Annotated in this window: 14 protein-coding genes and 2 pseudogenes; 6 read left to right on the forward strand and 10 right to left on the reverse strand. The window is 63.5% G+C overall.

The features are described 5' to 3' along the window. Nucleotides 1–3 precede the first annotated feature (3 nt). Nucleotides 4–726, forward strand: coding sequence for a glycosyltransferase family 25 protein (locus ACLGGT_RS03630; protein WP_081507596.1), 723 nt, complete (start codon nt 4–6; stop codon nt 724–726). A 4-nt stretch (nt 727–730) separates the two neighbouring features. On the opposite strand, the gene preA is transcribed toward ACLGGT_RS03630, so the two are convergent. The 5 genes and pseudogenes from preA to mnmD all read right to left on the reverse strand — a co-directional run bounded on the left by preA (nt 731) and on the right by mnmD (nt 5,573). Next, on the reverse strand, nt 731–2,035 hold the full coding sequence (gene preA, locus ACLGGT_RS03635; RefSeq protein WP_437195059.1) for an NAD-dependent dihydropyrimidine dehydrogenase subunit PreA: 1,305 nt from the start codon (nt 2,033–2,035) through the stop codon (nt 731–733). A 3-nt stretch (nt 2,036–2,038) separates the two neighbouring features. Beyond that, a complete protein-coding gene (locus ACLGGT_RS03640) occupies nt 2,039–2,539 on the reverse strand; it encodes a hypothetical protein (RefSeq protein WP_037296719.1) in 501 nt (166 codons plus the stop codon). Nucleotides 2,540–2,542: 3 nt separating this feature from the next. After that, nucleotides 2,543–3,871 (reverse strand): NAD(P)-dependent oxidoreductase, encoded by a 1,329-nt coding sequence (locus ACLGGT_RS03645; protein ID WP_437195060.1) that lies wholly within the window; start codon nt 3,869–3,871, stop codon nt 2,543–2,545. Between the two features lie 149 nt (nt 3,872–4,020). Beyond that, a pseudogene (locus tag ACLGGT_RS03650) lies at nt 4,021–4,886 on the reverse strand (DMT family transporter). Nucleotides 4,887–4,896: 10 nt separating this feature from the next. After that, nucleotides 4,897–5,573: pseudogene (mnmD, locus tag ACLGGT_RS03655) on the reverse strand (tRNA (5-methylaminomethyl-2-thiouridine)(34)-methyltransferase MnmD). 64 nt (nt 5,574–5,637) lie between these two features. On the opposite strand from mnmD, the gene ACLGGT_RS03660 reads away from it, so the two are divergent. Both ACLGGT_RS03660 and ACLGGT_RS03665 read left to right on the forward strand, forming a co-directional pair. Then, nucleotides 5,638–6,666: an NAD(P)/FAD-dependent oxidoreductase gene (locus tag ACLGGT_RS03660; protein WP_151976719.1), complete on the forward strand. Its 1,029-nt coding sequence runs from the start codon at nt 5,638–5,640 to the stop codon at nt 6,664–6,666. After that, complete coding sequence (locus ACLGGT_RS03665; RefSeq protein ID WP_151976721.1) at nt 6,663–7,076, forward strand: VOC family protein; 414 nt, start codon at nt 6,663–6,665, stop codon at nt 7,074–7,076. Before ACLGGT_RS03660 ends, ACLGGT_RS03665 begins: the two co-directional genes overlap by 4 nt. Nucleotides 7,077–7,080: 4 nt before the next feature. Here the strand turns inward: ACLGGT_RS03665 and ACLGGT_RS03670 are convergent, their stop codons facing one another. The 4 genes from ACLGGT_RS03670 to lgt all read right to left on the reverse strand — a co-directional run bounded on the left by ACLGGT_RS03670 (nt 7,081) and on the right by lgt (nt 10,158). Beyond that, nucleotides 7,081–7,212: a hypothetical protein gene (locus ACLGGT_RS03670; RefSeq protein WP_257788533.1), complete on the reverse strand. Its 132-nt coding sequence runs from the start codon at nt 7,210–7,212 to the stop codon at nt 7,081–7,083. A gap of 245 nt (nt 7,213–7,457) precedes the next feature. After that, on the reverse strand, nt 7,458–8,213 hold the full coding sequence (gene pgeF / locus ACLGGT_RS03675) for a peptidoglycan editing factor PgeF (protein WP_437195061.1): 756 nt from the start codon (nt 8,211–8,213) through the stop codon (nt 7,458–7,460). Then, nucleotides 8,210–9,271 carry a class I SAM-dependent methyltransferase gene (locus tag ACLGGT_RS03680; RefSeq protein WP_437195062.1) on the reverse strand — a complete coding sequence of 354 codons (1,062 nt, stop codon included), beginning with the start codon at nt 9,269–9,271 and terminating at the stop codon, nt 8,210–8,212. The genes pgeF and ACLGGT_RS03680 overlap by 4 nt, the downstream gene beginning before the upstream one ends. Continuing rightward, the gene (lgt, locus tag ACLGGT_RS03685; RefSeq protein ID WP_437195063.1) at nt 9,268–10,158 is read right to left on the reverse strand and encodes a prolipoprotein diacylglyceryl transferase; all 891 of its coding nucleotides are present in this window, start codon (nt 10,156–10,158) and stop codon (nt 9,268–9,270) included. Before lgt ends, ACLGGT_RS03680 begins: the two co-directional genes overlap by 4 nt. Nucleotides 10,159–10,253: 95 nt before the next feature. Here lgt and ACLGGT_RS03690 point away from each other — a divergent pair, with 95 nt between their 5' ends. Next, on the forward strand, nt 10,254–10,511 hold the full coding sequence (locus ACLGGT_RS03690) for an accessory factor UbiK family protein (protein WP_008279327.1): 258 nt from the start codon (nt 10,254–10,256) through the stop codon (nt 10,509–10,511). Here ACLGGT_RS03690 and epsE read toward each other — a convergent pair. Then, nucleotides 10,496–11,713, reverse strand: coding sequence for an exopolysaccharide biosynthesis GT4 family glycosyltransferase EpsE (gene epsE, locus ACLGGT_RS03695; RefSeq protein WP_219435664.1), 1,218 nt, complete (start codon nt 11,711–11,713; stop codon nt 10,496–10,498). The genes ACLGGT_RS03690 and epsE overlap by 16 nt on opposite strands. 92 nt (nt 11,714–11,805) lie before the next feature. Between epsE and ACLGGT_RS03700 the strand changes: the two genes are divergently transcribed. Together ACLGGT_RS03700 and ACLGGT_RS03705 are read left to right on the forward strand one after the other, a co-directional pair. Continuing rightward, nucleotides 11,806–12,648, forward strand: coding sequence for a glycosyltransferase family 2 protein (locus ACLGGT_RS03700; protein ID WP_219435663.1), 843 nt, complete (start codon nt 11,806–11,808; stop codon nt 12,646–12,648). Between the two features lie 78 nt (nt 12,649–12,726). Further along, nucleotides 12,727–14,094 (forward strand): oligosaccharide flippase family protein, encoded by a 1,368-nt coding sequence (locus ACLGGT_RS03705; RefSeq protein WP_437195064.1) that lies wholly within the window; start codon nt 12,727–12,729, stop codon nt 14,092–14,094. Nucleotides 14,095–14,122: the final 28 nt, after the last annotated feature.

The following is a 14,122-nucleotide window of genomic DNA, read 5'->3' on the forward strand; positions in this document are numbered from 1 at the left end:
CCTATGGCGGGGCGCGCCTTTGCCCTGCACGGCGCGCGCGACGCCACGCGACGCGAGCGGGCGCGCGATACGCTCAACACCTGCGGGCTAGAGGGCGACCTCTGGCCCGAGGTCGAGGCCTCTGTGCTGTCCTCTACGGTGCTTTCGGCCACGGTCGGGGCGGGGCTCTTTGCCCCGCTCTATCCGTTCACGCTGACCACCCCCGAAATTGCCCGCTTTCTCAGCCATCGGCAAATCTGGGCCGAGATTGTCCGACAGGGTCTCGATTATGGGCTGATCTTCGACGAGGATGCCGCCCTTGACCCCCAAATCTTTGCAAGAGCGCGCGATCTGGCGCGCGACCATATCGACGATCTTGGGTATATCGCCTTCCAGCCCCAAGCCGTGCGCGGACCTGCGCGCGTGATCGACACCAACGGCGGTTGCGTGCTTTGCCTGCCGGTGGTCAACGCCCCACGCAGCCCGGTGCAGATGGTTGGACAGGATGCCGCCGCCCACCTTCTGCACCTGACCGAGATCTTCGACCGCCCGGTCGAGTTTCTCATTCAAAGCCATTGGCACACGCATCTGCGCGCGGGCGCAGTCTATCCGTCCGGTGTATCACGGATCATGCAAGGCTCAGGGCACACCTCGCTTGCGGCGGCTTGGCCACGCTACCTTTATCGCCGTGCCGCCCGGCACGCGGCACGCGATAGCGCGGCACCGCTTACCGGTGGATTACTTTAATCCTTTACTCCGCCGCGCAGCGCCCCGGATTATTGGGATGGGTTGTCCAGTTGGCATACTCGTCCTGCACCACCTCGCCGGTGCGCGGATCGACCATGCCCGCCGCCATCCGTTCCATCGTGATGCATCCCTCAATCGGGCAGACATTGACGCAGAGGTTGCAGGCGACGCACTCGTCATCCTTGACGGTAAAGACCCGATCCTCGGACATCGCAATGGCCTGATGGCTTGTATCTTCGCAGGCGGCATAGCAGCGCCCACATTTGATGCAGTCATCCTGATTGATCTTGGCCTTGGTCACGTAATTGAGGTTCAGATCCTTCCAGTTGACCACATTGGGCACGGCGCGCCCAACCAATTGGTCAACAGAGGTAAAGCCCTTGTCATCCATATATTGCAACAGGCCCGAGATCATTTCCTGCACGATCTTAAACCCATAGGTCATGGCCGCCGTGCAGACCTGCACATTGCCCGCCCCCAGCGCCATGAATTCTGCCGCATCGCGCCAAGTGGTGACGCCGCCAATACCGCTGATCGGCAGGCCCGCCGTGGCGGGATCGCGCGCAATCTCGGCCACCATATTCAGCGCGATGGGCTTCACCGCAGGCCCGCAATAGCCGCCATGCGCGCCCCGCCCGTCAATCGTGGGCTCAGGCGCAAAGAGATCAAGATCGACGCTCGTGATCGAATTGATCGTGTTGATCAGGCTTACGGCATCCGCGCCGCCGTCCTTGGCGGCCTGCGCGGGCTTGCGGATATCGGTGATATTGGGGGTAAGCTTCACGATCACCGGCAGGTTCGAGTGTTTCTTGCACCAATGCGCCACCTGCCCCACATATTCGGGCACCTGCCCCACCGCGCTGCCCATGCCGCGCTCGCTCATGCCATGCGGACAGCCAAAATTCAGCTCCACACCATCACATCCCGTATCCTCGACCCGGTGCAATATCTCGCGCCAGGCGTCCTCATTGACCGGCACCATCAGGCTCGCAATCAGCGCCCGGTCGGGCCAGTCGCGCTTGACCCGGCGCATCTCTTCCAGGTTCACTTCCAGCGGGCGATCCGTGATCAACTCGATATTGTTGAGCCCCAGAAGCCGCCGATCCGCGCCGTAAATCGCCCCATAGCGTGGCCCGTTGACGTTCACCACGGGCGGCCCCGCCTCGCCCAATGTCTTCCAGACAACACCGCCCCAACCCGCCTCGAACGCGCGGCGGACGTTATATTCCTTGTCCGTCGGCGGCGCGGAGGCCAGCCAGAACGGGTTGGGCGATGTGATACCGATAAAGTTGGTTGTCAGATCCGCCATGGCTCAGCTTCCTTCCGCTAAAGGTTTGAAGTTGTCGGGATCAATGCCGGCCAATGCCAAGCGCCGACGCGCACAGTCGAGAACTTCGTCATCAAAAGTCTTTGGGTGACGTAGGGCGACCGCCTCAAAAGTAAGTTCCGGGTGACCGCGTTGAACCAGATCCGTGAAGCCAGCTGATGCATCCTTCTTCAAGGTAAGGTCAGCTGCTGTCTTTGCTTCCCCATCACGAGCGATCTTGTGACGCGTTCGTGATAGCATCACGGTCTTACCACGTTCTTCGCGAAGCATTTCTTCGAGAGCGTGAATCGACTGCCAGACGTCATGCTCCACAGTTCCTGGTGTTGCTTCGGGCTGAACAAGGCACAAGCGAGCAAATGCAGCCCGCTCGACAACCGGCGATTTCGTGCGTCGCGCATTTTCAATGAAGTTTCTGAGTTTCTCGGGCGATTCAAGACTGGAGATTCTCGCAAGTGCAGCACGTTCTCCATCCGACAGATCCGCCATGGCTCAGCCCTCCGGCATCAGGGTTGCGTGGATGTCTTCGGCAGCGTCGCGCCCTTGGGCCACTGCCGTCACGGTCAGGTCATCGCCCCCCGCCGCACAATCGCCCCCCGCCCAGACCCCGGGCAGGGAGGTGCGCCCGGGGCCTGAAACGGCGATCTTGCGCCCGTCGAGCGCGGGCAAATCGGCCCCCTCAAGCGTCTGACCAATCGCCTTGAACACTTGATCAGCAGCAAGCCGGAATCGTTCGCCCGTGGGCCTGAGATCGTCGTCGGAATACTCAAACTCAACCTCGCGCACCGCGCCATTGCCATGCACCGCGATGGGCGTGGCATTGGTCACGATCCGCACACCTTTGGAGGCCGCAAGATCCTGTTCATAGCGGCTGGCGTTCATCCGGTCGCGCCCCCGCCGATAAACCAGCGTGACGTTGAGCGCGCCCAAAAGTTTGGCCTGCACAGCGGCATCCACCGCCGTCATGCCGCCCCCGATCACCACCACATCGCGGCCCACTGGCAAATCGTTGAGATCCTCGGCCTGCCGCAAATCGGCAATGAAATCCACCGCATCGCGCATTCCCTCGCGGTCCTCGCCGCTCAGCCCCAGCGCATTGACCCCGCCCAGACCAATCCCAAGGAACACCGCGTCGTGATCTTCCTGCAATTCCGCCAGCGTCATCTCGCGCCCCAGACGCTGCCCGGTGGCCAGCGTGATCCCACCAATCTGCATCAGCCAGTCAACCTCGCGCGCGGCGAAACTGTCGGTGCTCTTGTAGGCGGCGATGCCAAACTCATTAAGACCGCCGGGCTTGGCGCGCCCATCGTAGAGCGTGACATCATGGCCTTTCATCGCCAACCGGTGCGCGCAGGCCATCCCCGCAGGCCCCGCCCCCACCACCGCCACCCGCCGTCCCGTGGGCGCAGCACGGGTAAAGGGATGCACGCCTTGGTCCATCACGGTATCCGTCGCATAGCGCTGCAACCGCCCGATCAGCACCGGCTGCCCCTCGGCCGCCTCCCGCACGCAGGCCTCTTCACACAGGGTCTCTGTGGGGCAAACGCGGGCGCACATGCCGCCCAGGATATTCTGGCTCAGGATCGTCTTGGCCGCCGCCTCGGGCGTGCCGGTGGCGATCTGCCGGATAAAAAGCGGGATGTCGATCGAGGTGGGGCAAGCGGTGATGCAGGGCGCGTCATGGCAGAAATAACAGCGATCCGCCGCCACCAGCGCCTCGTGATCATCAAGGGGGGGATGCAGATCGGTGAAGTTGCCCTGCAAGGCGGCGGGATCAAGCCGGCCTGCGACGATACCGGGGGCGAGTTGGCGGTCTCTCATGGCTGTCTCCGGTCATGGATGGCTGAGGATCAGTATTCCACGATTCGAAATTTTATCAATTGGTAAAATTTATCGCCGCGCGAAAAAGAACCCCCTGAGAAGCTCAGAGGGTAAAGCCGATGAAAATTGCGGCAAACCTTGGCCCCGCCTCATCCCACCTTGCGCTGACGCCACAGCGTAAACAGACCCGCGCCAACCACCAGCGCGCCGCCCAAGGCCACATTCAGCGCAATCGTTTCACCAAAGATGAAAATCCCGATGCCCGTCACAAAGAAAAGTTGCAGATAGGCAAAGGGTTGCACCGCGCTTGCCTCTGCCACTTCGTAGCATTTGATCAGCGTGTAATGCCCCGCCGCTCCGGTGATGCAGAGCGTGATCATCCACGCCCAGGCATCCGACGTCATCGGCTCCCAGAACCAGATCCCGGCCAGCGTCATGGCAACCGACCCGACTGTCCCGGTCCAGAAAAAACTCGTGGCCGCCGTATCCTTGCGCGCCACATAGCGCGTCAAAAGCCCGTAGAGCGCAAACATCAAAGCGGCGATAAAGGGCACAATCGCCTTGGGGTCGATCACGCCCAGCCCCGGCTCCAGAATGATCAGCACGCCGATGAACCCGACCGCAATCGCCAACCACCGCCGCCAGCCCACCCGTTCGCCCAGAACCGGACCCGAAAGCGCGGCAATCAATAGCGGATAGCAGGCAAAGACCGCATGCACCTCGATCAGCCCCAGAAGGGTAAAGCCATAGACCATCACGCAGATTTCCGCCACCAGCAGCACGGCGCGAAACCCCTGCATCAAGGGCTGCGATGTGGTGGCCGCGGCCCGAAGACCCCCGCCTTGCGCGCGGCGATCACCATCACAAAGGCAGCAAAGAACCAGAACCGGATCATCACCACCATCAGCACGTTGTAATTCTCGGCCAGGTGGCGGGAAATGCCGTCCTGCGCGGCAAAGATGACCGTGGTCAGCACCATCAACAAGATGCCCAAGCGGGTGTTTTGAACTGTCACGAGCGGTCTTTCATGGGTGGTCTTTCCGGGCCGTGGTCATATGCCGCTTGCGGCCATATCCCTGATCCCGCGTAACACAAAACCCAGCCGCCTCAAGCCCCTTGCGCACAAAGCCCGCCGCCGTATAGGTGGCCGCCGTGCCCTTTGGCGCTGTATGCCGCGCCACCTCGGCCATCAACTCTGGCTGCCACAGTTCGGGGTTCTTGGCGGGGGAAAACCCATCCAGAAACCAGGCATCCGCCCTGCCCGGCCAAGCCTTTAGCGTCTCGCGCGCATCGCCTGCAATCAGGGCAAACTCCAGGTCCGGCAGGCTGATCCGCTGTGCCTGCCCCTGCCAATGCGGGGCCAGTTCCGCCGCGACCCCCGCCAGTTCCGCAAAGCGGGCTTGCGCGCGGCGCATGTCTTGCGGGGCCATCGGATAGGCCTCGAAACTGGTAAAGTGCAAACGCCCGGATACGCCCGCCGCCCGCCACGCCACCAAACTGGTCAAGAGGTTCAGCCCGGTGCCAAACCCCAATTCCGCAATGTGAAACCCGTCGCGAAACCGCGCTGGCAGGTCATTGCCCCCAGAAACACATGCCGCGTTTCCGCCAACCCATTGTCGAGACTGAAATAGGGATCATCGAACCGCACCGATACCGGCACCTCACCCTCACGCCAGATCAGGTCTGCGGTCTGGTCCTGCATGGTACGATCCTCTAAAGCATGGCGAAAACGCGCGCGACCATCGCGCGACGGCAAAGGATTGGCAATGGTTGACATCACGGTAATGGGCGCGGGCATCTTTGGCCTGTCGGTGGCGTGGTCTTGCGCGCGGCGCGGCGCACGTGTGCGCGTCATCGACCCGCATGACCCCGGCGCGGGTGCGTCGGGCGGTATTGTCGGTGCCATGGCCCCGCATGTGCCCGAGCTTTGGAATAGCAAAAAGGCGTTTCAACTCGACAGTCTGCTTATGGCCGCGGGGTTCTGGGCCGAGGTGGCCGAGGTCTCGAACCTCTCCCCCGGTTATGCCAGCCTTGGCCGCCTGCAACCCATCGCCGATGCCGCAGCCCTTGCCTTGGCGCAAGAGCGCAGCCAGAACGCCGCAACCCTCTGGCAGGGGCAGGCCGAATGGCGCATCATCCCCGCCAGCGGCCCGTGGTGCCCAGAAACAGACACCGGCCAGATCATCCATGACACGCTCACCGCGCGCCTGCATCCCCGTCAGGCCTGCGCCGCCCTTGTCGCCGCCCTGCACGCGCGCGGTGCCGAGGTTGTGACCGAAGGCCCCATGACGGGTCGCATTCTCTGGGCCACCGGCATCGCGGGTCTCGAGGCGCTCAGCGCCGCGCATACCCGCTCGGTTGGCAACGGGGTTAAGGGGCAAGGCGCGCTTTTGGCCTTTGACGCCCGCAATCAGCCGCAAATTTTCGCCAATCAGGTGCATATCGTGCCGCATGAGGATGGCACAACTGCCGTCGGCTCCACCTCAGAGCGCAATTATGATGATCCCACCAGCACCGATGCCCAGCTTGACGATGTCATCGCCCGCGCCGTGGCGGCGGTGCCTGCGCTTGCCGGTGCGCCCGTGGTCGCGCGATGGGCCGGGGTGCGCCCGCGCTCGCGGTCACGCGCACCAATGCTGGGCGCGCATCCCTTCCGACCGGGCGAATTTGTTGCGAATGGCGGCTTTAAAATCGGCTTTGGCATGGCCCCCAAGGTGGGCGCGGTCATGGCCGATCTGATGCTCGATGGCATCGACAGTATTCCCGATGACTTCAAACCAGAGGCGTCCCTATGACCCAGCCGACACTCGCCGCTCTTGACCATCTTGTGCTGACCGTGGCGGATATTGCGGCCACCTGCGCCTTTTACCGGGATGTTCTGGGGATGACGCCTGAGGTGTTTCACCCCGCCGATGGCAGCACACGCTGGGCGCTCAAATTCGGCGCGCAGAAGATCAACCTGCATCAATGGCGCGCGGAATTCGATCCCAAGGCGGCTCATGTCCAACCCGGCAGCGCCGATCTGTGCTTTCTCAGTGAAACCCCGCTAGAGGACTGGCAGCAGCATTTCGCAGCGCTTGGCGTAACGGTCGAGCTTGGCCCCTTGCCCCGCTCCGGGGCCACTGGCCCGATCCGCTCGCTCTATCTGCGCGATCCCGATGGCAATCTGATCGAGGTGTCGAACAGGGCCGAGAGCAGCGCCTGATCGCTCAGGCCGTCTTGACCGCCTTGGGCAGTTCCACGATCCGCACCGCAACCTTGCGCTGACCGCGCTGATACGGCAGCGCAACGGCGGCCTCTTTGCTGTGCTTCACAACCGATTTCAACCAACGTGCTTTCATGGCTCTTAACCTCTGGCCTCTGGCCCCAATTTGCGGGGCTCATTGTTTCGTTACCAGCAACTATGCCGCCGGTTTGGGGCCAAGGTTTGACGGAAATCGTGAAAATTCAGACAAGATCAGGGCATGCAAGCCATCCAAGCCAAATCTCAATCCATTGAATTTAAATAAAATTTTTCAAAGACATCTTGGGGCATCCCCGATGCCGCCCGAATAGCCCCACAATTTCGGCCCAAATTGCGCCCCAATCAGAGACGGATCACCGAGATCAGCCGGCCATAATCGGCCTCACCGGCATGGGTGGTGCGGCGATAGGAATAGAATCGCTCGGGATCGGCATAGGTGCAATGCCGCGTCCATTCCGCCTGCCCGATGCCAGACTGCCGCAGCCGGTGCAGCCCAAAGCCCGGCAGATCGAACTGATACCGCCCGCCCTCGCCATTGGCAAAAAACCGGGCATTGTCCGAATCCTCTGCCAAAAACGCCTCGATAAACTCGGGTCCCACCTCATAGGCCGCTTGCGAAATCGACGGGCCAATAACGGCCCTGATGCGGCGGCGGTCCGCGCCCAGACCCTCCATGCCGACAACCGTCGCCTCCAGCACACCATCCAGCGCGCCGCGCCATCCGGCATGCGCCGCGCCGATCACCCCATTGGCCACATCGGCAAACAGCACCGGCTGGCAATCCGCCGTCAGAACCGCCAGCGCCACGCCCGGCACATCCGTCACCATCGCATCGGCGCGCGGGCGCGTCCCCATGGGTCCCGTCACTGTCACCACATCCGCCGAATGCACCTGATGCACCGTGATCAGGTGATCCGGGGCCACCCCCATCGCCTCGGCCACCCGCGCCCGGTTGATCTGCACGATCTCGGATTGATCCGACGAACCCGGGCCACAATTGAGGCCAGCAAACACGCCCGAAGACGCACCGCCCTTGCGGGTAAAAAACCCGTGGCGCAGCGGGGCCAGGCTGTCAGCAGTGAGAATTTCTAGCGTCATGGCTCCAATCCGGGTGGTGGTGCGGCCCCCTCGGGATAGAGGCCCATCACCTTAAAGAGCGTCCCCATTTCCTCTGCCCCGGTCAAGCGCTGATATGCCGCCAGATGCGTTTCCAACGCCGGGCCGCTCAGATTGCGCGCCAAGGCTTCGGCCCGCGCCGCGATCCCCAACCGCTCCAGAAACACCCCTTGCGGCGTCAATCGCGTGTGCATCGCAGGTGCCGCCGCCAGCGCCAGCGCCTCGAAATCCACATGCGCGGTCAGGTCCGCCGCCCCCGGCTCGGCCAAGGGATCAACCGGCTGATGCGCCTTGAGCGCCTGAAACGTATCGCCCAGTGATCGCCAATCGCCGTAATCCACAATCAGCGCGGCACCGCCCTGCGCCGCAATCCGCGCGCCAATCTCTGCCATGACCGCCGCCGCAGGCCCGCAAGTCTCGACAATATCGCCCTCGCGCGTGTCCGCCAACCGCTCGGCCAGCGCAGGCAGGGCCACCGGCCCGCCCAGACCCAGCAGCAACTGGCCCGCGCTCTGTCCCACGACCCGCTCGCGCCAGCCCTCGCCAGACCGCTGAAACTGTCGGATCGGCAGCGCATCGAAAAACTCATTTGCCAGCAGGTAAAGCGGCCCCTCCGGCAGGCTCTCAACCCGCTCATGCCAGATCACATCGCCCGCAATCGCCCGGCGTTGCGCCGCGCGCAAGGCCGCCGATCCCTCGACCAGATGCACCTCGGCAGCCTCGCGAAACCCCGGCACGCCCCGCGTCGCGCGCAGCACATCTGCCATCAGCGTCCCGCGCCCCGGCCCCAACTCGGCCAGCAAAAACCGCGCCGGCCGTCCCTGATCCAGCCACACCTGCGCAAGGCACAGCCCCAGGAACTCGCCAAACATCTGGCTGATTTCAGGCGCGGTGATAAAATCGCCCCTCGCCCCAAACGGATCGCGTGTCGCGTAATAGCCAAACTCGGGGTGCATCAGGCACACTGCCATATAATCCGCAAGGCTCATCGGCCCAGCCTCGGCGATCCGCGCCAGAAAATGCGCCCGCAGCCCGCTCATGCCGCCTGCGCGCGCCGCGCCCAGAGCGCCATGCCAATTCCAAAGGCAATCATCGGCAACGACAGAATCTGCCCCATGGTCAGGCCAAATTCGCCCAGCTGAAGCGCCCAGCCCAGCGGGTTGCCTTCACCCACAAACTGCGCATCGGGTTGGCGCACAAATTCCACCATGAACCGCGCGACGCCATAGCCTGCAAAGAATAGCCCCGTCAGCGTGCCGGGAATCCGCAGCGCGCCGCGCCGCCAGCCCAGCCACAACAGCACGGCCCCAAGGATCAACCCCTCAAGCAGCGCCTCATAAAGCTGTGAGGGATGGCGCGCGCAAAGCCCGACAACCCCGGCACAATCCTGCGCCGCCGCCGAGGGAAAAACCACACCCCACGGCAGGTCCGTCGCCCGCCCCCACAATTCGCCATTGATGAAATTCGCGATCCGCCCCAGCAGCAATCCCACCGGCGTCACCATGCAGAGCGCATCAGCCACCGATAGCCACGCAATCCCCTGCTTGCGCGAAAACAGCAACACCGCCAGCACCACGCCCATAAGGCCACCGTGAAACGCCATGCCGCCTTGCCAAACCGCCAAAATCTCGCCGGGATTGGCAAGGTAGTAGCCCGGCTGGTAAAACAGCACATAGCCCAGCCGCCCGCCAAGGATGACCCCCAGAATGACCCATGTCAGCAGGTCCTCGACCTGCTCGGGCCGCATCGGCGCCACACCCCCCGGCCACAGCCCCGGACGGCGCACGCTCGCCACCACCAGCCGCCAGCCGATCACGATTCCCGCGATATAGGCCAGCGCATACCAGCGCAGCGCAAACTCCATACCAAAAAGCGAGATCGAAAAGATCTCGGGCGAAATGTCGGGAAAGGGGATCATGGCCTGCATATGCGTCTCTGTGCCTCTGGCTCTGGGCCAAGTCAACCTTGTGATCTGGTCCCGGCAACACATATAAGACAGCAAATGTAACGCCGGAGAAACCGATGCAGACCCGTAACAAAGTACTCGACGATCTCAGCCAGTTGATGACCAATGCCATGGGCGTGGCCCAAGGCGCGCGGGCAGAGGCCGAAACCGCGATGAAATCGCTGATTGACCGCTGGCTTGCCGACCGCGATTTCGTCACCCGCGAAGAATTCGACGCTGTGCGCGCCATGGCTCAGAAGGCGCGCGAAGAAAACGAAGCGCTCAAGGCGCGGATTGACGCGATGGAGTCAAACAGCGGTCAAAACCGCCCCTGAGCCGCCAAGGCCCGGCGCGCGCCCGCGATCAGCGTTTCGGCCCCTTTGGACGAACGGAAATCGCGCACAATCCGCGCGCGCCCGGCCTCTGACAGGCGCGCGCAGAGGCCTGGATCAGCGGCCAGTGCCGCAATCGCATCGGCCAGCACCTCCGGCGCTTTGGGTGGCACCAATAGGCCACTCTCGCCCGAATCGATCAATTCGCGCACGCCGCCAGCATCCGTGCCAATCGTCGGCACGCCGCAGGCCATCGCCTCCATATAGGCCACGCCCAGTGGTTCGTGCCAACTGGCCAGCGCAAACACATCCGCCGCCAAAAGGTGCCGCCGCACCTCTGGCCCGCTGATCGCCCCAAGCAGGCGGGCATGCACCCCCAGATCGAGCGCCTCCAGATGCGCCTGCAATTCGGCGCGATAGCCCGTGCCGCCCGCGTCATCCTCGCCCGCAATATCCAACTGCACGTCAATCCCGCGATCCAGCAACAGTCGCACGGCGCTCAGCAAATCCTGATGCCCTTTGACCCGGTGCAATCGCCCACAGGAAAAAATCCGCAAAGGCGCGCCGGGGCGTGGCGGTTCATAGGGCGTGTCACGCTTGAAATCTTCGGTATCCACGCCCATTGGCTGCACCATCACATCCGCAGGCAGGTCAGGGCCGATGACCTCGCGCATTTCAGCCATCAGCTTGTGGGTGATGATCGTGGCAAAGCCGGCATGCCGCCACTTGAACCCCTGACCGGGGCCATAATCCGACAGCGCCCCATGCAGCGTCAGGCTATAGCTTGGCCCCCCCATCAGCCGCGCCAGCGCACAGATGAGCGCGGCACGCCCGCAGGAATGGGCATGCACATGGCCAATCCCCCGCGCGCGACACGCCGCACTCAACGCCCGCGCCGCAGGCAGGCAGATCAGCACATCCTTAAGGAATTCGCCCCCCTGCCCTTCGCGCAGGATCGCAGACCACGGCGCGCGCAAGAGACCCGCAAGCGCGTGACCGGGCGTGGGCCGCCCCAGATAGGTGGTGCGCGCAATCGCAGCGTCTGACCAGTCATGCGAGACAAGTCCGGGCGGCGGCGGCCGCGTGCTAAATAAATGCGGCACACACCCCAACCGCTCCAGATCCGCAATCTCGCGCCAAAAGAAAATATGCGTCTGCCCCGGAAACTGAGGCACAAGATAGCCAAGATTGATCGGTTCAGGCATTTTCGGTTCCGCTTGCCGCCGCTTTGTCGGATAAGCTCTAGCATGCCGCGCAGGCTCAGCACAGACTCGCGGGCGATGGATTTGGAAACCCTTTGTTGACAGGCAAAACCGCACCCCGGCTCAGCGTCATCATCCCCGCCCATGACGAGGCGGGCATGATCGGCGCCTGCCTACGCGCCCTCTTTGCCTCAGACCCGGTGCCGGGCGGGGCCGAGGTGATCGTGGTCGCCAATGGCTGCCGCGATACCACCCTGGCCGAGGCCGAGGCCTGCCGCGCAGCAGCGCGCGACTGGTCCCTCACCCTGCTCGACCTGCCGCAGGGCGGCAAACCCGGCGCGCTCAGCGCGGGCGAGGCCGTGGCGCGGGGCGCGGTGCTGGCCTATCTTGATGCCGATGTGATGGTCTCGCCCCCGCTCCTGCGCCAGATCGCCAAGGCCCTCGACCGCCCCGAACCACGCTATGCAAGCGGTCAGGTGGTCATCCCCGCCCCCACAAACCGCTTCAGCCGCCTCTATGCCAATTTCTATCGCCAAGTGCCCTTTTTTCACTTCGGCGTGCCGGGTTGCGGCCTTTTCGCGATGAACCGCGCAGGCCGCGCAAGGTGGGGCGATTGGCCGGGGATCATCTCGGACGACACCTTTGCCCGCCTGCAATTCACCCCCCGCGAACGCCATGCGGTGCCCGCGCGCTATGACTGGCCCCTTGTCGAGGGGTTCGGCGCACTGGTGCGCGTGCGGCGCAGACAGGATGCGGGCGTGGCCGAGATTGCACAGCGCTACCCGGCGCTCCTCGCCCATGACGACACCCGGCCAAGTGGGCCGGGATGGGTGCTGCGCGCCGCGCTGCGCGCGCCTCTGGGCTTTCTCGCTTACGTCGCCGTGGCCTTGGCCGTTCGCGCACGGCGGGGCGGCACGGATTGGGCGCGCGGGCGATAAATCCCCGAGATTTCAATCAAAGGTCGTCAAATGGCCGCAAATCTCGGACAAGAAACACCCAAAAGGCAGAGGGGGCAAATGCAGCAGGTCAAGGCGATATTCACGGGTGACGGGCTTTTGGCACGCGCTCTACGCTCCTCTGCGCTGACCGTCGCGGGATTTGGCGGCGCGCAGGTGCTGCGACTGGCGTCGAACCTGATCCTTGCCCGCCTTCTCTTCCCCGAAGCCTTCGGCCTGATGGCCATTGTCTCGGTCATCATCCAAGGCCTTATGCAATTCTCTGACGTGGGCGTCAGCCCCGCCATCATGCAGAGCAAACGCGGCGACGATCCCGCCTTTCTCAACACGGCATGGACCATTCAGGTGCTGCGTGGCGTGGGCCTCTGGCTGGTGGCCTGTGCCTTGGCGTGGCCGGTGGCGGTGATCTATGACGAACCGCTCTTGATGCAGCTTTTGCCAGTGGCCGGGCTGTCGCTCCTGATCACCGGGTTCAACCCTACCGCGCTTGATACCGCCAAACGGCATCTGCGTTGGGGCCGGGTCACCGCCATCGAATTCGCCGTTCAGATCACCGGCATCGTGGCGGCGGTGGCGCTGGCGTGGTGGTGGCACTCGGTCTGGGCGCTGGTGGTGTCGGGCGTGCTCAGCGCGGGCGTGGCGCTGGTGCTTTTCTGGCTCTTCCTGCCGGGGGCTGGCAACCGCATGGGCTGGGAACGGCTGGCCGCCTCGGAACTCATCCGCTTTGGCAAATGGATTTTCCTCAGCACCATCTGCGGATTTCTGTTCAATCAGGCGGACAAGCTGATCTTGGGCAAATACCTCAGCTTTGATGTGTTCGGCGTCTATAATATCGGCTTTTTCCTCGCCTCCTTTCCGATGCTCTTGGGCCATATGCTGACATGGCGGCTACTTATTCCGATCTACCGCGAACTCCCCCCCCAAGAGAGCGCCGCCAATTTCGCCAAGCTGCGGCGCATGCGCTTTGCAGTGACGGGCGGACTGATGGCGCTGTCGGCCGGGTTTGCCCTCCTTGGCGTCTGGCTGATCGGGATCATGTATGACGACCGCTATGCCATGGCGGGCGCGGTGGTGGTGCTGATGGCGCTCATGCAACTGCCGCAGATCATCGTGATGACCTATGATCAGGCCTCGCTTGCGGCGGGGGATTCGCGGCGCTTTTTCATCCTGACGCTGGCCAAGGCGGCGGCGATGATTCTGGCGCTCTTGCTGGGTCTCGAATGGGGCGGCCTCATGGGCGCGCTCTTGGGCTATGGTGCGGCGATGGTGCTGGCTTATCCGGTGGTGATCTGGCTCGCGCGGCACATGCGGGCCTGGGATCCGGTCCATGACGCCGCCATGACAGCGCTAGGGCTGGGGCTGGCGGCATTGGCGCTTTGGCTCAATGGCGCAGCCCTCACTGATCTGGCGCAGCTATCGGGCTGGTAGGGGCGAAAACACCATTATCGCCAAGGGC

The sequence above is a fragment of the Roseovarius sp. MS2 genome (assembly GCF_051447875.1).
In the GTDB taxonomy this organism is placed as follows: Bacteria; Pseudomonadota; Alphaproteobacteria; order Rhodobacterales; family Rhodobacteraceae; genus Roseovarius; species Roseovarius mucosus_A.